This window comes from Modestobacter marinus (assembly GCF_011758655.1).
GTDB lineage: Bacteria > Actinomycetota > Actinomycetes > Mycobacteriales > Geodermatophilaceae > Modestobacter > Modestobacter marinus.
Genome location: NZ_JAAMPA010000002.1, coordinates 135,193 through 153,254 on the forward strand (window position 1 = coordinate 135,193; position 18,062 = coordinate 153,254).

18 protein-coding genes are annotated in these 18,062 nt (G+C 75.1%); 16 read left to right on the top strand and 2 right to left on the bottom strand.

The window, feature by feature from the left end; all coding sequences use genetic code 11:
- The first annotated feature begins 76 nt into the window (after nt 1-76).
- Nucleotides 77-622, top strand: a complete 546-nt coding sequence (gene mug / locus FB380_RS16640; protein ID WP_166756480.1) for a G/U mismatch-specific DNA glycosylase — start codon at nt 77-79, stop codon at nt 620-622.
- 10 nt (nt 623-632) lie between these two features.
- Here mug and FB380_RS16645 read toward each other — a convergent pair whose 3' ends face one another.
- The gene (locus FB380_RS16645) at nt 633-1,970 is read right to left on the bottom strand and encodes a M20 family metallopeptidase (protein ID WP_166756481.1); all 1,338 of its coding nucleotides are present in this window, start codon (nt 1,968-1,970) and stop codon (nt 633-635) included.
- Nucleotides 1,971-2,092: 122 nt separating this feature from the next.
- Here FB380_RS16645 and FB380_RS16650 point away from each other — a divergent pair, with 122 nt between their 5' ends.
- The 7 genes from FB380_RS16650 (at nt 2,093) to FB380_RS16680 (ending at nt 7,316) form a co-directional block, all read left to right on the top strand.
- On the top strand, nt 2,093-3,121 hold the full coding sequence (locus tag FB380_RS16650; RefSeq protein WP_166756482.1) for an Atu2307/SP_0267 family LLM class monooxygenase: 1,029 nt from the start codon (nt 2,093-2,095) through the stop codon (nt 3,119-3,121).
- Nucleotides 3,122-3,172: 51 nt separating this feature from the next.
- Nucleotides 3,173-3,559, top strand: a complete 387-nt coding sequence (locus FB380_RS16655; protein WP_166756483.1) for an ArsR/SmtB family transcription factor — start codon at nt 3,173-3,175, stop codon at nt 3,557-3,559.
- Nucleotides 3,556-4,182: an SRPBCC family protein gene (locus FB380_RS16660; protein ID WP_166756484.1), complete on the top strand. Its 627-nt coding sequence runs from the start codon at nt 3,556-3,558 to the stop codon at nt 4,180-4,182. The genes FB380_RS16655 and FB380_RS16660 overlap by 4 nt, the downstream gene beginning before the upstream one ends.
- Nucleotides 4,183-4,378: 196 nt before the next feature.
- A complete protein-coding gene (locus FB380_RS16665; protein WP_166756485.1) occupies nt 4,379-5,488 on the top strand; it encodes a lysylphosphatidylglycerol synthase transmembrane domain-containing protein in 1,110 nt (369 codons plus the stop codon).
- Nucleotides 5,489-5,689: 201 nt separating this feature from the next.
- Nucleotides 5,690-6,364, top strand: a complete 675-nt coding sequence (locus FB380_RS24845; protein ID WP_166756486.1) for a class I SAM-dependent methyltransferase — start codon at nt 5,690-5,692, stop codon at nt 6,362-6,364.
- A complete protein-coding gene (locus FB380_RS16675; protein WP_166756487.1) occupies nt 6,361-6,942 on the top strand; it encodes a hypothetical protein in 582 nt (193 codons plus the stop codon). The genes FB380_RS24845 and FB380_RS16675 overlap by 4 nt, the downstream gene beginning before the upstream one ends.
- A complete protein-coding gene (locus FB380_RS16680; RefSeq protein WP_166756488.1) occupies nt 6,939-7,316 on the top strand; it encodes a DUF4267 domain-containing protein in 378 nt (125 codons plus the stop codon). Before FB380_RS16675 ends, FB380_RS16680 begins: the two co-directional genes overlap by 4 nt.
- A 25-nt stretch (nt 7,317-7,341) precedes the next feature.
- On the opposite strand, the gene FB380_RS16685 is transcribed toward FB380_RS16680, so the two are convergent.
- Complete coding sequence (locus FB380_RS16685) at nt 7,342-8,886, bottom strand: ATP-dependent DNA ligase (protein WP_166756489.1); 1,545 nt, start codon at nt 8,884-8,886, stop codon at nt 7,342-7,344.
- Nucleotides 8,887-8,955: 69 nt separating this feature from the next.
- Between FB380_RS16685 and FB380_RS16690 the strand changes: the two genes are divergently transcribed.
- From FB380_RS16690 to FB380_RS16725, 8 genes are all read left to right on the top strand, one after another.
- A complete protein-coding gene (locus tag FB380_RS16690) occupies nt 8,956-9,420 on the top strand; it encodes a RidA family protein (RefSeq protein WP_166756490.1) in 465 nt (154 codons plus the stop codon).
- Between the two features lie 31 nt (nt 9,421-9,451).
- A complete protein-coding gene (locus FB380_RS16695) occupies nt 9,452-10,219 on the top strand; it encodes a creatininase family protein (protein ID WP_208383659.1) in 768 nt (255 codons plus the stop codon).
- Between the two features lie 76 nt (nt 10,220-10,295).
- A complete protein-coding gene (locus FB380_RS16700) occupies nt 10,296-11,486 on the top strand; it encodes an ROK family protein (RefSeq protein WP_166756491.1) in 1,191 nt (396 codons plus the stop codon).
- 219 nt (nt 11,487-11,705) lie between these two features.
- Nucleotides 11,706-13,259 carry a sugar ABC transporter ATP-binding protein gene (locus FB380_RS16705; protein WP_229681929.1) on the top strand — a complete coding sequence of 518 codons (1,554 nt, stop codon included), beginning with the start codon at nt 11,706-11,708 and terminating at the stop codon, nt 13,257-13,259.
- Nucleotides 13,259-14,431, top strand: a complete 1,173-nt coding sequence (locus FB380_RS16710; RefSeq protein WP_166756492.1) for an ABC transporter permease — start codon at nt 13,259-13,261, stop codon at nt 14,429-14,431. The genes FB380_RS16705 and FB380_RS16710 overlap by 1 nt, the downstream gene beginning before the upstream one ends.
- 148 nt (nt 14,432-14,579) lie before the next feature.
- The gene (locus FB380_RS16715; protein WP_166756493.1) at nt 14,580-15,635 is read left to right on the top strand and encodes a substrate-binding domain-containing protein; all 1,056 of its coding nucleotides are present in this window, start codon (nt 14,580-14,582) and stop codon (nt 15,633-15,635) included.
- Between the two features lie 70 nt (nt 15,636-15,705).
- The gene (locus tag FB380_RS16720; protein WP_229681930.1) at nt 15,706-16,989 is read left to right on the top strand and encodes a Gfo/Idh/MocA family protein; all 1,284 of its coding nucleotides are present in this window, start codon (nt 15,706-15,708) and stop codon (nt 16,987-16,989) included.
- Nucleotides 16,989-17,996 carry a sugar phosphate isomerase/epimerase family protein gene (locus FB380_RS16725; RefSeq protein ID WP_166756494.1) on the top strand — a complete coding sequence of 336 codons (1,008 nt, stop codon included), beginning with the start codon at nt 16,989-16,991 and terminating at the stop codon, nt 17,994-17,996. Before FB380_RS16720 ends, FB380_RS16725 begins: the two co-directional genes overlap by 1 nt.
- Nucleotides 17,997-18,062 lie beyond the last annotated feature (66 nt).

Sequence of the window (18,062 nt, forward strand, 5' to 3'; positions counted from 1 at the left end):
CTGTCCGCCGATGTGCCCGGGACAGCCTTCCCCGTCGCGGGCGGGACCGCACACCGGGGCCGGGACACTGGACGTCATGACCGAGCAGGAGACCGGGCCCGGCCGGCCCAAACCGGTGCCCGACCTGATCGCCCCGGGGCTGGACGTGCTGTTCTGCGGGATCAACCCGTCGCTGCGCTCGGCCGAGACCGGTCAGCACTTCGCCCGGCCGGGCAACCGGTTCTGGCCGGCGCTGCACCTGGCCGGCCTCACCCCGCGCCGGCTGACCCCGGCCGAGGGGCCGGAGCTGCTCCGCTTCGGCCTCGGGGTGACCAACGTGGTCGACCGGCCGACCCGGACGGCGGCCGAGCTGGACCCCGCCGAGCTGCGCGCCGGGGCGGCGGCCCTCGAGGCGCTGGTGGCCCGGTACCGGCCGCGGGTGCTCGCCGTCCTCGGCGTCACCGCCTGGCGGCAGGCCTTCGACCGGCCGCGGGCCACGCTGGGTCGCCAGCCCGAGCGCATCGGCGGGGTCACCACGTGGGTGGCGCCGAACCCCAGCGGGCTCAACGCCCACCACCAGCTGCCCGACCTCGCCCGGCTCTACCGGGAGCTGCGCGACGCGCCGTCCGAGGTCAGCGGCTGAGCTCCCGCCCTCAGCCCAGCAGGTCCGACAGCTCCAGGACGCCGCCGGCCGCCTCGAACTCGGCTCGCGCCGCGGCCAGCACGGCCGGGTCGACCAGGGCGTCCAGCGCGGTGAGCGCCAGGCCCACCGCGCCGTCCAGCACCGCCCGGTCGCCGGCCGGGGAGGCGGCGGCGGTCGCGAAGCCGGTGGTGTGCATGGAGGTGTCCGGGTCGGCGATGGCGATCATCGGGTGGATCGAGGGCACCCGGACGCTCACGTTCCCCAGGTCGGTCGACCCGGCGAGCGACGCCGGGGTCACCCCGGGCGGGAGGGCGGTGCGGCCGCGGCGCGCCTGGTGGCGGGTCCACCGGGCGGCGAGCTCGAGGTTGGCCCGGATCGGCAGGTAGGCCGGCAGCTCGTCCCAGTGCAGCTCGTACCCGCAGCCGGTCATCGCCGCCGCGGCGGCCATGACCGCCTCCACCCGCCGGCTGAGGTCGGCCAGCGTCTCCGGGGTCGCCGAGCGCACGTAGTACAGCGCCTCGGCCGTCTCCGGGACGACGTTGGGCCGCTGGCCGCCGTCGGTGATCACGCCGTGGACCCGGTCGGTGTCCGGGATGTGCTGGCGCAGCATCGCCACGCCGGTGTAGCCGGCGACCACGGCGTCCAGGGCGTTGCGGCCCATGAACGGCTGGGCGGAGGCGTGCGCGGCGATGCCGGTGCAGGTGACCCGCAGCTGGCGGCGGCCGAGGAAGGGCTGCACCGCGGCGTCGTAGGAGAAGGGGTGCAGCATCACCACGGCGTCCACGCCGTCGAACGCCCCGGCGCGGGCCATCAGCTCCTTGCCGCCGCCGCCCTCCTCGGCCGGGGTGCCCAGCAGCAGCGCCGTCCCGGGGACCGCGCCGTCGGCGAGCACGGCGGCCAGGCCGAGGAACGCGCCGACGGCGGCGGCGCAGATGACGTTGTGGCCGCAGCCGTGGCCGATGCCGGGCAGGGCGTCGTACTCGGCCAGCACCGCCACCGTCGGACCGCCGCTGCCGGTGCTCGCCCGCAGCGCGGTCTCCAGCCCGGACACCCCGACCTCCGCCTCGATCCCGCACCGGGCAAGCAGGTCGGCGACCGCCCGGGCCGAGCGGTGCTCCTCATAGCCCTCCTCGGGGTGGGCGTGCAGGTCGTGGCTGAGCCCCAGCAGGTCCGCCGAGGCCGCCTCGATCGCCTGCTCGGCCCGCGCGAGCAGCTCCTCGGGTGCGCCGTCGTGTGCCGAGGCGAGCGGCTGGGCGGTGGCGGCCGCGCGGTCGGTGGCCGCCCGCAGCTGGTCCAGGTGGGCGGTGTCCGCCGGGCGGGGGAGCCGGGCGTCGGCGTGGTCGGTCATGCGCCGTGTCTACCCGGTCTCGGGACGCCGGGGAGGTCCGGCGGGGAACGATCGGGGTCGACCGGTGGTTGAGCGCTTGACGGACGGCGCCCCTCGTCGTCCCCGAGCCCCAGGAGGACCCCATGCACCTCGGTGTCGACAGCTTCGTCGCAGCGGTGACCGACCCCACCACGGAGCGCCTCGTCGGCCCGGAGGAGCGGATGGCGGACCTGCTCGAGGAGATCGAGCTCGCCGACCGCGTGGGGCTGTACTCCTTCGGGATCGGTGAGCACCACCGCAGCGAGTACTACGACTCCGCACCGGCGATCATCCTGGCGGCCGCCGCCGCGCGGACCTCCCGGATCCGGCTGGGCAGCGCGGTCACCGTGCTGAGCGCCGCCGACCCCGTGCGGGTCTTCCAGCAGTTCGCCACCCTCGACCTGATCGCCAAGGGCCGGATCGACCTGGTGGTCGGGCGCGGCTCGTTCACCGAGGCATTCCCGCTGTTCGGCCTCTCGCTGGGCGACTACGACACCCTCTTCACCGAGAAGCTCGACCTGCTGCTGCAGATCCGCGACTCCGAGCAGGTCACCTGGTCCGGCCGGCACCGCCCGGCGCTGACCGGGCAGGGGGTCTACCCGCGGCCGCTGCAGGACCCGCTGCCGATCTGGGTCGGCGTCGGTGGCAGCCCGGAGTCCTTCGCCCGGGCCGGTCTGCTCGGCCTGCCGCTCATGGTGGCGATCATCGGTGGCGAGCCCCGCCAGTTCGCACCGCTCATCGACCTCTACCGCCGCGCCGGTGCGCAGGCCGGGCACGCGCCCGAGAAGCTCCAGGTGGGGCTGCACGTGTTCGGCTTCGTCGCCGACAGCGACCAGGTCGCGGCGGACACGATCTACCCGGGCTGGCACGAGATGTTCGCCAAGATCTCCCGCGAGCGCGGCTTCTCCCCGCCGTCCCGGGCGCAGTTCGACGCCACGAGCGGGCCGAACGGGGCCTTCTTCATGGGCGACCCGGACACGGTGGCCGAGAAGCTGGTCCGGATCTCCGGGCAGCTCGGCGGCGTCGACCGGATCTCGCTGCAGATGACCAACCCGCGGCTGGCGCACGCCGACCTGCTGCGCGGCATCGAGCTGCTGGGCACCGAGGTCGCCCCGAAGGTCGCCTCCGCCTGACGATTCAGTTAACCCTGGCCTTATATAAGCGACAGCTGTAGCTTCGTCGACGTGCACGCGTTCGACGTCCTCGGCGACCCGGTTCGCCGGCGCATCCTGGAGCTGCTCGCCTCCGGCGAGCAGGCCTCCGGTGCGCTGGCCGCGGTCGTCCAGGAGGAGTTCGGCATCTCGCAGCCGGCGGTCTCCCAGCACCTGCGGGTGCTGCGGGACAGCGGCTTCGCCCGGGTGCGGGCCGAGGGCGCCCGGCGGTTCTACGCCGTCGACCCGACGCCGCTGCGGGAGGTCGACGTCTGGTTCGACCAGTTCCGTCGCTTCTGGGACCAGCACCTGGACGCGCTGGACACCGAGCTGCGGCGTGGGGTGCGCGCACGAGACCACGGGGACCAGGCGTCGCCGTCCCGGCAGGGGACGGCGGCCGACACCGAGGAGTGCGCATGAGGAACGTCCTGGACGAGTTGGCGGCGGCGGAGCGGGTCGTGTCACGGCGGGAGCCCGACGGCACTGAACTGGTCTCCGCGCTGGTCCGGCGCAGCTACGACGCGGCCGTGCCGGACGTGTGGAGCGCGCTGACCGACCCCGAGCGGCTGGCCCGCTGGTTCGCCCCGGTCACCGGGGACCTCCGCCCCGGGGGAGCGTTCGCCGTCGAGGGGAACGCCGAGGGCGAGGTCCAGGGCTGTGAGCCGCCGCGCCGGCTCACCGTCACCTGGGGTGGGCCGGTCAGCATCGTCGAGGTGCGGCTGTCCGAGCGCGGCGGCGGCACCCTCCTGGAGCTCGAGCACACCGTGCCGGTCGAGTTCGTCGGCAGCGGGGCCGGGGCGCTCTACGTCGGCCCCGGCTGGGACGTCGCCGTCCTGGGGCTGGCCGGTTTCCTCCGCGGGGACGTCGTCGACGACCCGGCCGCCTGGGAGAACACGCTGGCGGGGCAGCAGGCCGCTGCGCGGTCGATCGACGCCTGGGCCGAGGCGGTCCGCGCCGGCGGCACCGCGACCGAGGAGGAGGTCGACGCGGGGATCGCCGCGGCGCGGGCCCAGTTCACCCCGGACCTGGTCAGCGGGGCCTGACCGCCGGATCGGCTGCCCGCTACCGGGCGGCTGATCGGCCGGGAGAGCCGGCACGGTCCCGACGCCCGCCGCCGTCCTGAGCCGGCGTCGCGACGGGGCGCGCGACCGTGCCGGCGGCGCGTGACCGGGGCCACTCGCCCGGTCGAGACCCGACCCTGCTGTGCACGCGACAGCAGGTGACGGCCACCATGTGTGGGTGAGCGGAGGCGGGGAGTCGGGGGCGTCGCAGGCGCAGGGCCCGCCCTCCGGCGCGTCACCGACCGGCCGCCGCCGCGCTCGCCGGCGGGTGCGCAACCTGGTGCTGCGGGGCGTCCTGCTCGTCGCCGCCGGTGCGGCGGTCGTCGTCTTCCGGGACCGGATCGCCGAGTGGTGGGACGGTCTGGTCGGCATCGCCTGGTCGTGGGTGGTCCTCGCCGCCCTGAGCCAGCTGCTCTCCCTCCACTTCCTCGCCCTGCAGCAGCGCGGTCTGGTGCGCGCCGGCGGCGGTGACGTCCCGCTGCGGCACGCCACGGTCACCATCTACGCGGGCAACACCATCGCCTCGACGGTGCCGGTCGCCGGCGCCCCGGCGAGCGCGGCGTACACCTACCGCCGGCTGCACGCGCTGGGCAACAGCCCGGCACTCGTGGGCTGGGCGCTGGCGGTCTCCGGGATCGCGGCCACGGCGACGCTGGCGGTCGTCCTGGCCGTGGGGTCCGCGGCGACCGGGTCGTTGTGGGGTGCGCTCGGCGCCTTCTTCGCCACCGCGGCCGGGGTCGTGCCGGTGCTGGGCCTGGTGCTGGTGCTCCGGCACGAGCGGTCGCGCACCGTCGTCGTCCGGTTCGCCACCGGCGTCGTCACGGCGCTCGCCCGATGGGTCCGGTCGCTGCGCGAACGGGACGTCGGCCGGCGGATCGACGAGCTGCTGACCTCGCTGGGCGCCTTCCGGCTGTCCTTCGGCACCGCGACCGCCGCCGGCCTGTTCGCGCTCGCCAACTGGGTGCTGGACGTCGCGGGCCTGGCACTGGCCCTCGTGGCCGTCGGCGCGCCGATCCCGTGGCAGGGGCTGCTGCTCGCCTGGGCCGCCGGCGCGCTGGTCTCCTCCGCGCGGCTCACCCCGGGCGGCATCGGTGTGGTCGAGGCGGCGCTCGCCTCGGCGCTGGTCGCCGCCGGCCTGCCGGCCAGCCAGGCGGTGCCGGCCGTGCTGGTCTACCGGTTGGTCAGCCTGTGGCTGCCCGTCGGCATCGGCGCGCTGCTCCTCCTGGCGGACCCGGGTTCGACGGCGCGCGGGGGCCGGCGCCGGCACGCCGGCACCCGCGGGAGCTGACCGCCGCCGGCGACCGGCCGGGCCGTCGTGGCTGCCGTGCGAGTCCAGCCGGTCGCGGGTGATCCGTCGGCGGGGGCGCCGCGATCCGCCGGGGCCTGGGTGGTCCGTCAGCGGGACGCCGTGCCACTCCGCCTGGTCCCGGGCGGGCCGTCGACGGGGACGTCTCGTTTCGCCTGGTCCCCGGCGGGCACACCGGCTGGCGTGCGTGACCTCTCCGAACACCCCTCGTCCGGCCCGGCCACCGCACCCAGCGGCCGGGCGCCGGGCGTCCCGCCCACCTTCGTCGACGGCACCCGGTGGTGGGTCGACGCCCGCCTGCGCGCGCTGGTCCAGGCCCGCATCGAGGCCCGGCTGCTGCGGCGGCTCGGCGGCCCCGTGCTCGACGGCCGGGTGCTGGAGCTGGGCACCGGCCGGCGCGGCACCGGGCTGCGGTCGGCGGTGGACACCTTCGGTGCCGCGCACGCCGACGGGATCGAGCTCTTCCCCGCCAGCGTGGCCGACTGCCGCGCGGCGGTGCGCGACCTCGGCGGCCGGGTGCAGGTCGACCAGGGCGACGCGACCCGGCTGAGCGCCGCGGACGCCTCCTACGACGCGGTGTTCGGTTACCACGTGCTGCACCACACCGAGGACTGGCGGGCGGTGGTGGCCGAGGTCGCGCGGGTGCTGCGGCCCGGCGGCCGGTTCTACTCCTGCGAGATGACCGCCCGGTTCATCGACAGCCGGCCGCTCCGCGCCGTCTCCCGGCACCCGGCCGACGGCGACCGGCCCACCCCGGAGGCACTCGCCGCGGCCTGCCGGGCCGCCGGGCTGACCGTCACCGCCCAGGAGGACCGGCTGGCCGGCTGCTGGACCGGCCTCGTCGCCACCCGGTCGTGACCGGGGACAGCCCAGCACCGGGGACGGTCGGCACCCTCCGCACGGCGCTGCGGCTGCTGCGCCGGCACGCCCCGGCGGCCTTCCTCGCCGCCGCGGCCGCCGCTGCGGTCAACGCCGTCCCCGACGTGCTGCGCCAGGTGGCGGTCTGGGACGACCCGCGGCTGAGCGCCGCGCTGGTCGTCGACGTCCTCGGCTTCCTCACCGGTCTGGTCGCCCAGCTCTGGGTCACCGGGGCGGTGGCGGGCCTGCTCGACGGCGGGCGGCTGAGCCCGTCCGGTGCACTGCGGCGTGGCTCCGCGCTGGCGGTGCGGGCGGTGCGGCGCGCGCCGGGCACGGTGCTGGCCGGGGTGGTCACCGGGGGAGCGGTCTCGGCGCTGCTGACGATCCCGGCGTCGGTCGCCGCCCTGGGCGCCGACCGGGTGCTCGGGCCGCTGGACTCACCCGACGTCGGTGCCTTCGCCGTCGCCACCGTCAGCGACTTCGTGGCCAGCACGGCCACGCTGCCGTACCTGGCGTTCGTGGTGGTCCTGGTGGCGACCGGTTGGCGGGCCGGGCAGCCGGGCACCAGCCGGTCATGACGTGGAACTGGGACGTGACCCGCAAGAGCATCGGGACGCTGTCGATCTGGCTGGGCACCGGTGCCCTCTTCGCCCCGCGGGCGATCACCCGGGTGCTGGGGGTCGACGAGCGCGCCACGCGCACCGACGTCGCCCTGCCGCTGCTGGTCCGGCTGATCGCCGCCCGGAACATCGCGATGGGCGCGGCGCTGCTGGTCACCCCCGTGCCCCAGGCCCGGCGCACCACGGAGGTCACCCTGCTGCTCACCGCGCTGGACGGGGCCGCCGTCCTGGTCGGTCGGCGCGGCGGGGACGTGGCGGACCGGAGCGCCGGGCTGTCGATGCTCGTCCTCGCGCTGTCCGCTGCCGGCGCCGTCCACTGGCACCGCCGCTGACCGCGCCCCCGGCGGACCGGGCCGGTCAGTCGGCCGTCGGCCCACCGGCGAGCAGCGCCCGCACCGCGTCGATCGTGTCGGCCTCCGCCGGGGACTTGTCCGGGCGGTAGCGCAGCACCCGGGCGAACCGCAGGGCCACGCCGCCGGGGTAGCGGGTGCTGCGCTGGGCGCCGTCCACCGCGATCTCGACCACCAGATCGGGACGCAGCAGCACGCCCCAGTCGGGGTGCTCGGCGGCGTGCCCGGGGAACGTCCGGGTCTGCCAGGCCAGCAGCTCGTCGGTCATCCCCTTGAACGTCTTGCCGACCATCACCGGCCCGCCGCCGTCGGGGTCCCGGGCTCCCAGGTGGATGTTGGACAGCGATCCCGCGCGCCGTCCGTAGCCCCACTCGGCGCCGAGCACGACCAGGTCGAGGGTGTGCACCGGCTTGACCTTCTGCCACGCCTTGCCGCGTCGGCCGGCGGCGTAGGGCGCGTCCAGCGCCTTCACCACCACGCCCTCGTGGCCGGCGGTCAGCGCGTCGTCGAGGACGCCGGCCGCCTGCTCCGGGGTCGGCCGGCGCACCCCGGGCATCCGCAGCGCCGCGTGCGCGTCGTCGGCCAGCAGCCCGGCCAGCGCGTCCAGCCGCACCGCCAGCGGCTCGTCCAGCAGGTCCCGGCCCTCCAGGTGGAGCACGTCGAACAGGAACGGGCTGAGCAGCACGCCGGCGTCGGCGCTGTCGCTGCCGAAGCGGCTCATCGTGTCCTGGAAGGCGCGCGGCCGGCCGTCGTCGTCCAGCGCGAGGGTCTCCCCGTCGAGCACGGCGGTGTCACAGGGCAGCGCCCGGACCCGCTCCACCAGCTCCGGCACACCGTCGGTCACCTCCCGCAGCGACCGGGTCCACACCCGGACGACGTCGCCGTCCCGGTGCACCTGGATCCGGGCACCGTCCAGCTTGAACTCCACGGTCACCTCGGCGCCGAGGTCGGCGAGCGCCGCGTCCAGCGACGACCCGGGGCTCGCCAGCATCGGCCGCACCGGGCGGCCCACCTCCAGCCGCACCGCCTCCAGCGCCGCCACCCCGCCGGTCAGCGCGAGCGCGGCCGTCTCCGGCAGCCGGCCGGAGAGCATGAACGCCCGGCGGACGACGGCGGCCGGGACCTCCGCCGCGGCGGCGACCGCATCGAGCACGACGCCCTCCAGCGCGCCCTGCCGGAGCTCGCCGGTGAGCAGCCGGACCAGGAACCGCTGCTCCTCCGGGGTGGCCGCGTCGAGCAGCGCGCCCAGCACGGCGTCGCGCCGCGCCGCGGACCCGGCCCCCGTCGTCCCGGCCAGCTCGGTCAGCGCCGAGTCGACGGCCGGGACGGTCAGCGTCGGCGCCTCCGCGGTGCCGCCGCCCAGCCGGGACAGGGTGCGCCAGCCGACCCCGAGCCGCCCCTGGCGGGGTTCCCCGGCCAGCCACCCGGTGACCGGCACGACCTGCTCCGGCCCGGCGGCCCGCAGCAGCCCGGCGATGGCCGCGGCCTTGGCGGTCCGGGACCGGGTGGCCGTGACCGCGGTGGACACGGTGAGGACGTCGGCGAGCAGCACCCGGTCATGTTCCCAGCCCGTCGCGCCCGAGGGCTCCCGCTCCGGGCCGCCGCAGGCCAGGATGCGGGCATGGACGTCGACGCACGGCTCCGCGACCTCGGGATCGAGCTGCCCACCCCGATGGGGCCGGGCGGCAACTACCTGCCGGCCATGGCCGCCGGGGACCTGCTCTTCCTCTCCGGCACCGGCCCGGTCCGGCCCGACGGCACGCTGGTCACCGGCAAGGTCGGCGACGGCGGGCTCGACCTGGACACCGCCCGGGAGGCCGCCCGGCTCACCGGCCTGCAGCTGCTCGCCGCGCTGCGCGCCGAGCTGGGCGACCTCGGCCGGGTGCGGCAGGTGGTCAAGCTCTTCGGGATGGTCAACTGCCGGCCCGGCTTCAACCGCACGCCCGCCGTGATCGACGGCTGCTCGGACCTCCTCGTCGACGTGCTGGGCGACGCCGGCCGGGGCGCCCGGTCGGCGGTCGGCATGGCCGAGCTCCCGTTCGACATCGCGGTGGAGATCGAGGCCGTCGTCCAGGTCACCGCGTGAGCCCGTTCCCGACGAGACCCCAGGAGACGACGTGCTGCTCGAGACGATGACCTTCGAAGAGGTGCAGGCCGCGCTCGCGGACGGGCGGTGCGACGTCATCGTGCCGTGCGGTGCGGTGGAGCAGCACGGCCCGCACCTGCCGCTGGACGTGGACGCGGTGCACGCCGACCGGCTGGCGGTCGAGCTGGCACAGCGACTGGGGACGGCGCTGGTCGCCCCCACCATCCGGGTGGGCGTCTCGCCGCACCACATGGGCTTCGCCGGCACGATCAGCCTGCGCCCGGAGACCTTCGAGGCCGTCTACACCGACTACTGCCAGAGCCTCGCCGCGCACGGCTTCCGGTCGATCCTCTGCTTCTCCGCCCACGGCGGGAACTTCGCGCCGCTGGCCGAGATGGCCCAGCGGCTGGACGCCGCCGTGGGGCCGGACTGCCGGGTGGTCGTCTACTCCGACCTCCTCGGCCTGGTCGACATCTGGCGGTCCGCCGTCGCCGACGCCGGCGGGGACCCCGACGGGGTGGGCGGTCATGCCGACGTCGCGGAGTCCTCCGTCTACGCGCACCTGCGCCCCGGGCAGGTGCGCACCGAGCGGCTGGTCCGCGGGTACAGCGGGCCGGTCGACGACGCCTTCCTGCAGCGGATGTTCACCGGCGGCGTCCGGGCCATCTCCGAGACCGGGATCATGGGCGACCCGCACGGGCTGTCGACGGCCATCGGCGAGCTGTGCGTGCAGCGGGTCGCCGACGCGCTGGCCACCCACTTCACCCAGCGGCTGGAGGCCGTGCGGACGCTGCCCTGACCCCGGGAGCGCTGCTGTCACGGTGCGCGCACGACGACCTCCGTCAGGTGGCCGCCGCGCGTGCCACCATGAGGTCGTGGCCACCACCTCCGCCTCCGCCAGCGCGCTGCTGCACCACGTGCGCACCGGACGGGCACGGAGCCGTGCCGAGCTGGTCGCGCTGACCGGCTCGTCGCGGAACACGGTCAGCGCCCGGGTCGACCAGCTGATCGCGGCCAACCTGCTCGAGGAGGGCGGCCGCGGCTGGAGCACCGGGGGGCGGCCGCCGACGCTGCTGCGGTTCAACAGCCGGGCCGGGTGCGTGCTCGCCGTCGACCTGGGGGTGACCAGCGTCGACGTCGCGGTCACCGACCTGTCGGCGGAGATCCTGGCCACCGTCGGCCACCCGATCGACATCGCCGACGGGCCCGAGGCGGTGCTGGCCGAGGTCGACCGGCTGGCCCAGGTGGTGCTGGCCGAGGCGGGCCTGACCCCGGCCGACGTGTGCGCCGTCGGGGTCGGCGTCCCCGGTCCGGTGGAGTTCTCCACCGGCCGGCCGGTGCACCCGCCGATCATGCCCGGCTGGCACGACCACCCGATCCCCAGCGCGTTCGGCCGGTACGACTGCCCGGTCTTCGCCGACAACGACGTGAACGTCATGGCGCTGGGCGAGATGGGCATCGCCGGGTCGACCGAGGACGTCCTGGTGATCAAGGTCGGCACCGGCATCGGCTGCGGCATCGTCGTCGACGGCCAGGTGTACCGCGGCGCGCAGGGGAGCGCCGGCGACATCGGGCACATCTCCGTGCCGCCGCCGCACGGGGTGCCGGTGCTCTGCCGGTGCGGCAACGAGAACTGCCTGGAGGCGATCGCCGGTGGCGGCGCCCTGCTCCGCGACGCGCTGGCGGCCGGGCTGCCGGTGACGACGACGCGCGAGCTGGTGCAGCTGGCCGCGCACGGTGACGGGCCGGCCCTGGAGCTCGTCCGCAACGCCGGGCGGACCATCGGCACCGTCCTCGCCAGCCTGGTGAACTTCTTCAACCCGCACCGGATCGTGATGACCGGGGGGGTCGCCCAGGCCGGGCCGCCGCTGCTGGCCGGCATCCGGGAGGCCGTCTACGGCCGGTCTCTCCCGCTGGCCGCGCGCGCCCTGGACATCTCGGTGAGCGCTGCCCCCGACCTGTCCGGGCGGCTGGGTGCGGCCCTGATGGCGATCGAGGGCTTCCTGGACGAGGACGCCGCCTACCAGGTGGCGCGCGCCGGTGCAGGGGCCCCGACCGCCCGCTGATCTGCGGGTCCGTCCCCCGGGCAGTCCGTCGCCATGCGGACGTGCCGGGCTCCCGGCTGCCCTGCCGCGATTGCGGTTCGGTAACGCTGCGGCGGCCCCTTGACCCCTCTGTGACGCCGGACATAGTGTGCCGCCTGACGTACTTCTGTTCAGAGCTGAGCATAAGTCTGGAGTTGGTGGCATGACCGGCGTCCCGACCGCCTGGCACGAGGGCTCCGCGTGAGCGCGCCGTCGGCGGCACCGCTGCTGGAGATGCACGGCATCGTCAAGCAGTTCCCCGGCGTCCGGGCCCTCGACGGCGTCGACCTCGACGTCCGGGCCGGCGAGGTGCACTGCCTGCTCGGCCAGAACGGCGCGGGCAAGTCGACCCTGATCAAGGTGCTGGCCGGCGCGCACCAGCCCGACGAGGGCCGGATCAGCTGGGACGGCCAGCAGGTGACCCTCGGCGATCCGCAGGCGGCGATGTCGCTGGGCATCGCGACCATCTACCAGGAGCTCGACCTGGTGGCCGGGCTGACCGTCTCGGACAACGTGTTCCTGGGCCGGGAGCGGTCCCACCTCGGGATCACCCGCCCGGCGCAGGCGAACCGGGCCGCCGGGGAGCTGCTGGCCCGGCTGGGGCACCCGGAGATCCGGCCCACCGCCGAGGTCGGCTCGTTGTCGGCGGCCAGTCAGCAGATGGTCAGCATGGCCCGGGCGCTGTCCCAGGACGCCCGCCTGATCGTGATGGACGAGCCCTCGGCGGTGCTCGACAGCGAGGAGGTGGAGCACCTCTTCCAGGTCATCCGCGACCTCACCGCCGAGGGGGTCGCCGTCGTCTACATCTCCCACCGGCTGGAGGAGATCCGCGAGGTCGGTGACCGGATCACGGTGCTCAAGGACGGCCGGACGGTCGCCACCGGGCTGCCGGCGGCCGACACCTCCACCCGGGAGGTCATCACGCTGATGACCGGCCGGACGATCGAGTACGTCTTCCCGACCCGCCGTGAGTTCCCCGGCCAGGCCGCCGAGCCGGTGCTGGAGGTGCAGGACCTCTCCCTGGCCGGCACGTTCAGCGACGTCTCCTTCGTCGTCCGGCCGGGGGAGGTGCTCGGCCTGGCCGGGCTCGTCGGCTCCGGCCGGTCGGAGATCCTCGAGACCGTCTACGGCGCCCGCAAGGCCACCACCGGCACGGTGCAGATCGCCGGACGCCGGTTGCGGCCGGGGAACGTGGCCGCCGCCGTCGACGCCGGGATCGGCCTGGCGCCGGAGGAGCGCAAGAGCCAGGGCCTGCTGCTGACCGAGCCGATCTACCGCAACATCACGCTCTCCAGCCTGGCCCGGTTCGCCCGCGGTGGCCTGCTGTCCGGCGGGGCGGAGAAGCAGGCCGCCCGGGACCAGGCCGAGGCGCTGGACCTTCGGCCGGTCGACGTCGAGCGCGAGGTCCGCACCCTGTCCGGTGGCAACCAGCAGAAGGTCGTGCTGGCCCGGTGGCTGCTGCGCGACTGCCGGGTGCTGCTGCTCGACGAGCCCACCCGGGGCGTGGACGTGGGCGCCCGATCGGAGATCTACGCACTGATCCGGGAGCTGGCCGACCGCGGCGTCGCCGTCGTCGTCGTCTCCAGCGAGATCCCGGAGGTCCTCGGCCTGGCCGACCACGTGCTGGTGGTCGCCGACGGCGCGATCGTCGCCCGCGGCCGGGCCGACGAGCTCGACGAGCACCGGGTGCTCGACCTGGTCATGGAAGGCGCGGCCCCGGTCCCGGGCGCCGCCCGTGAAGGGGACGTGGCGTGATGAGCGAGACCACCACTGCGACACCACCGGCGGGCAGCGCCAGCGGCACCTCCGACGGGGGCGGCAAGGGCCCCGGCCTGCTGGCCGGACCGCTGGGCCGCAACCTCGGGCTGGTCGTGGCCCTGCTGCTGCTCTGCGTCGTCGGCGCCCTCACCGCGCCCGGCCGCTTCGTCGACGTGGACAACGTCCTGACGATCCTGCGGCTGGCCGCCGTCGTCGGCGTGGTCAGCGTCGGGATGACGTTCGTGATCATCGGCGGCGGGATCGACCTGTCGGTGGGAGCGCTGGTCGCGCTCTCCTCGGTCTGGGCGACCACCCTGGCCACCCAGCAGATGGCCGCGGACTTCCACTGGATCGTCATGGTGTTCACCGCGATCGCGGTGGGCGCCGGGGCCGGGCTGATCAACGGGGTCGTCATCGCCTACGGGAAGCTGGTCGCCTTCATCGCCACCCTGGCGATGCTCGCGGCCGCCCGGGGCCTGGCGGAGATCCTCGCCAACCGGCGGACCCAGATCGTCCAGGACCGGAGCTTCATCGAGTTCTTCGGCGGCGACGTCCTCGGCATCCCGACCCTGGTGATCATCTTCGCGCTGGTCGCCGCGGCCGGCTGGGTGCTGCTCAACCGCACCACCTTCGGCCGCCGCACCTTCGCCGTCGGCGGCAACGCCGAGGCCGCCCGGCTGGCCGGCATCCGGGTGCAGCGGCACACCGTCTGGCTCTACGTGCTCTCCGGGGTCACCTGCGGCATCGCCGCGGTCATGCTGATGGCCCGGACGACGACCGGCAGCTCCACCCACGGCACCCTGCTGGAGCTGGACGCGATCGCCGCCGTCGTCATCGGCGGGACGCTGCTGGTCGGTGGGCGCGGCACCATCGTCGGCACGGTGCTCGGCGTGCTGATCTTCACCACGCTCGGCAACGTCTTCACGCTGAACAACCTGTCCAGCTCGGCGCAGGCCGTGGCCCGCGGCGTGATCATCGTGCTCGCCGTCCTGCTGCAGCAGCGGCTGGCCGCCGGCGGTGCCCGGCCGCGGAAGAAGGCCCGCGGGGGCGGGGGCAGCGGTGCCGCCGCCCCCGGCAACCCGACCGGTGCCCTGCCCGGCGGGTCGGCCGCCGCCGGCGGTCCGGCCGGGGCCCGCCCCGGTGACTCCGGCGGTCGCCCGCCGGCGTGAGCCCCTCCCGACCTGAGCCTGCAGCGGCGTCCCGCCGCGCCGCGGGATCAGCACCACCGTCGGCCAGCCCGTCCGGCCGGCGGCGCACCACACCGAACACCCCGACTCCTGGCTGTGCGGCCAGGACGGCGATCTGCGAGGAGAGAACATGTCTGCAACGAGGCAGCGTCCGTACGGTCGCCTGCTGTCCACCGCCGTCTGCGTGGTCGGGGCCGGTGCCCTGGTGACCGGCTGCACCAGCAACACCCCGGAGAGCTCGGGCTCCGACGAGGGCGGCGACGTCGTCGCCAGCTCCAACGACGAGACCGGTGAGACGGTGCGGATCGGCTTCTCCGCACCGGCCGCCGACCACGGCTGGATGGCCGGCATCAGCAACGCCGCCCAGGCCGAGGCGGACCGCCACGAGGACGTCGAGCTGGTCGTCGCCGAGGGCACCAACGACGTCAGCACCCAGATCGCCCAGGTGGAGACCTTCATCAACGAGGGCGTCGACGCGATCGTCCTGCTGCCCTTCGACGGCGCCGCGCTGACCCCGGTGGCGCTGCGGGCGATGGAGGCCGGCATCCCGGTGATCAACGTGGACCGCGAGTTCTCCAGCCCCTTCGCCGCCCGGGCCACCGTCCTGGGCGACAACTACGGGATGGGCGTCTCCGCCGGCACCTACGTCTGCTCGCGGCTGGGCGACCAGCCCGACGCCGTCGTCGCCGAGATCGCCGGCATCGACTCGCTGCCGCTGACCCAGGAGCGCAGCCAGGGCTTCGCCGACGCCCTGGCCGACTGCGGCCTGGACGTCGACAACCGGGTGGCCGCGGAGTTCACCGTCGAGTCCGGTGAGGAGGCGGCGGCGAACCTGCTGCAGGCCGCGCCGCAGATCGACGCGCTGTGGAACCACGACGACGACCAGGGCGTCGGCGTCCTGGCCGCGATCAACAACGCCGGTCGCGACGAGTTCTTCATGGTCGGCGGGGCCGGCTCGGCCAACGCCATGCGGGACATCCAGTCCGGCGAGTCGGTGCTCGAGGCGACCGTCATCTACCCGGCGACGCAGGCCGCCGACGGCATCGCGCTCGCCCGCCTGGTCGCCCAGGGCAAGAGCATGTCGGACCTGGTGTCCCAGGAGGTCCCGCGGGAGATCGTGCTGAACGCGCCGGTCGTCACGGCCGAGAACGTCGACCAGTACATCGACGACGCGTTCGAGTCCTGACCGCACGCCCGGTGCCGCCGCTGACCCCCTCCGGTCAGCGGCGGCACCGGTCCCACCCCTGGAGCCTGCGATGACCCTCCCTGCCCGGCCGGCGCTGCGCGTCGGAATGATCGGCCACGCCTTCATGGGCGCGGCGCACTCCCACGCCTGGCGCACCGCGCCGCGGTTCTTCGACCTGCCGCTCACCCCGGAGCTCACCGTGCTCGCCGGCCGCGACCCCGCCGGGGTCACCGCCGCGGCCGCCCGGCTCGGCTGGGCCGACACCGAGACCGACTGGCGCCGGGTCCTGGAGCGGCCCGACGTCGACCTGGTCGACATCTGCACCCCCGGCCACACCCACGCCGAGATGGCGATCGCCGCCCTGGCGGCCGGCAAGCACGTGCTGTGCGAGAAGCCGATGGCCAACTCCGTGGCCGAGGCCGAGGCGATGGCCGAGGCCGCCGAGCGGGCCGCCGACTCCGGGGTGCGGGCGATGGTCGGCTTCACCTACCGGCGGGTGCCGGCCATCACCCTCGCCCGGCAGCTGGTCGCCGAGGGGCGGCTGGGCCAGATCCGGCACGTGCGCGCCCAGTACCTGCAGGACTGGATCGCCGACCCCGCGTCGCCGATGTCCTGGCGGCTGGAGAAGGACAAGGCCGGGTCCGGCGCGCTGGGCGACATCGGCGCGCACATCGTCGACCTGACCCAGTTCATCACCGGGCAGACGCTCACCGGCGTCAGCGCGCTGCTGGAGACGTTCGTGGCCAAGCGGCCGCTGCCGGCCAGCAGCGGCAAGCTCGGCGGGGTCGGCGGCGAGGGGATGGGCGAGGTCACCGTCGACGACGCCGCCGTCTTCCTGGGCCGGTTCACCGGGGGAGCGCTGGGCACCTTCGAGGCCACCCGGTTCGCGCTCGGCCGGAAGAACGCCATCCGGATCGAGGTGAACGGCTCGGCCGGCAGCCTGGCCTTCGACTTCGAGGACATGAACGTCCTGCACTTCTTCGACGGCGGGGAACCCGCGGCCACGGCCGGCTTCCGCCGGATCGTCGTCACCGAGCCCGAGCACCCCTACGTCGGCGCCTGGTGGCCGGCCGGTCACGGGCTGGGCTACGAGCACGGCTTCACCCACCAGGTCGTCGACCTGGTCACCGCGCTGGCCGCGGGGGAGCAGCCGACGCCGTCCTTCGCCGACGGCCTGCAGGTGCAGCGGGTGCTGGACGCCGTGGAGCGCAGCGCCGCCGACCGCTCGACCTGGACCGAGATCCCCACCCACGCCGCTCAGGACGAAGGACCTCGTCCTCCCCACCACTCGCAGGCTCGCGGCGGTCCCCTGGACGAGGCCGAAGAGCCGAACGAACGAAAGGACCTCTCCTGATGCCCCGTCCCGTCACGCTGTTCACCGGCCAGTGGGCCGACCTGCCGTTCGAGGAGGTGTGCCGGCTGGCCTCCGGGTGGGGCTACGACGGCCTGGAGATCGCCTGCTGGGGCGACCACCTCGACGTCGTCCGGGCCGCCGAGGACCCGGCCTACGTCAAGGAGAAGCTGGACCAGCTGGAACGGCACGGGCTGCAGGTGTTCGCCATCTCCAACCACCTCAACGGCCAGGCGGTCTGCGACGACCCGATCGACGAGCGGCACCGCGGCATGGTGCACCCGCGCGTCTGGGGCGACGGTGACCCGGAGGGTGTGCGGCAGCGGGCCGCGGAGGAGATGAAGGCGACCGCGCGGGCCGCCCGGGCACTGGGCGTCGACGTCGTCGTCGGCTTCACCGGCTCGAAGATCTGGAAGACGGTGGCGATGTTCCCGCCGGTGCCCGAGTCGATGATCGACGAGGGCTACGCCGACTTCGCCGCCCGCTGGAACCCGGTCCTGGACGTCTTCGACTCCGTCGGCGTGCGGTTCGCGCACGAGGTGCACCCGTCGGAGATCGCCTACGACTACTGGACGACGGTGCGCACCCTGGAGGCGATCGGACACCGGGAGGCCTTCGGGCTCAACTGGGACCCCAGCCACTTCGTCTGGCAGGACCTGGACCCGGTCGGCTTCCTCTGGGACTTCAAGGACCGGATCTACCACGTCGACTGCAAGGACGCGAAGCGCCAGGTCGGCAACGGGCGCAACGGCCGGATGGGGTCGCACCTGCCCTGGGCCGACCCGCGGCGCGGCTGGGACTTCGTCTCCACCGGCCACGGCGACGTCCCGTGGGAGGCCTGCTTCCGGATGCTGAACACCATCGGCTACACCGGCCCGATCTCGGTCGAGTGGGAGGACGCCGGGATGGACCGGCTGGTGGGGGCACCCGAGGCGCTGGAGTTCGTCCGGCGGCTGGCCTTCGACCCGCCGGCCGCCGCCTTCGACAGCGCCTTCGCCAGCGGGAACTGAGGGCAGCACCCCTCCGGTGCCCGCGCACGGGGGCGGGCACCGGATGGGGCGTTCGCCCGATGTGCC

Excerpts from the sequence above, each read along its gene's own strand:
- mug (WP_166756480.1), top strand. The coding sequence starts at position 77 with ATGACCGAGCAGGAGACCGGGCCCGGCCGGCCCAAACCGGTGCCCGAC.
- FB380_RS16645 (WP_166756481.1), bottom strand. The coding sequence starts at position 1,970 with ATGACCGACCACGCCGACGCCCGGCTCCCCCGCCCGGCGGACACCGCC.
- FB380_RS16650 (WP_166756482.1), top strand. The coding sequence starts at position 2,093 with ATGCACCTCGGTGTCGACAGCTTCGTCGCAGCGGTGACCGACCCCACC.
- FB380_RS16660 (WP_166756484.1), top strand. The coding sequence starts at position 3,556 with ATGAGGAACGTCCTGGACGAGTTGGCGGCGGCGGAGCGGGTCGTGTCA.
- FB380_RS16680 (WP_166756488.1), top strand. The coding sequence starts at position 6,939 with ATGACGTGGAACTGGGACGTGACCCGCAAGAGCATCGGGACGCTGTCG.
- FB380_RS16690 (WP_166756490.1), top strand. The coding sequence starts at position 8,956 with ATGGACGTCGACGCACGGCTCCGCGACCTCGGGATCGAGCTGCCCACC.
- FB380_RS16710 (WP_166756492.1), top strand. The coding sequence starts at position 13,259 with ATGAGCGAGACCACCACTGCGACACCACCGGCGGGCAGCGCCAGCGGC.
- FB380_RS16715 (WP_166756493.1), top strand. The coding sequence starts at position 14,580 with ATGTCTGCAACGAGGCAGCGTCCGTACGGTCGCCTGCTGTCCACCGCC.
- FB380_RS16720 (WP_229681930.1), top strand. The coding sequence starts at position 15,706 with ATGACCCTCCCTGCCCGGCCGGCGCTGCGCGTCGGAATGATCGGCCAC.
- FB380_RS16725 (WP_166756494.1), top strand. The coding sequence starts at position 16,989 with ATGCCCCGTCCCGTCACGCTGTTCACCGGCCAGTGGGCCGACCTGCCG.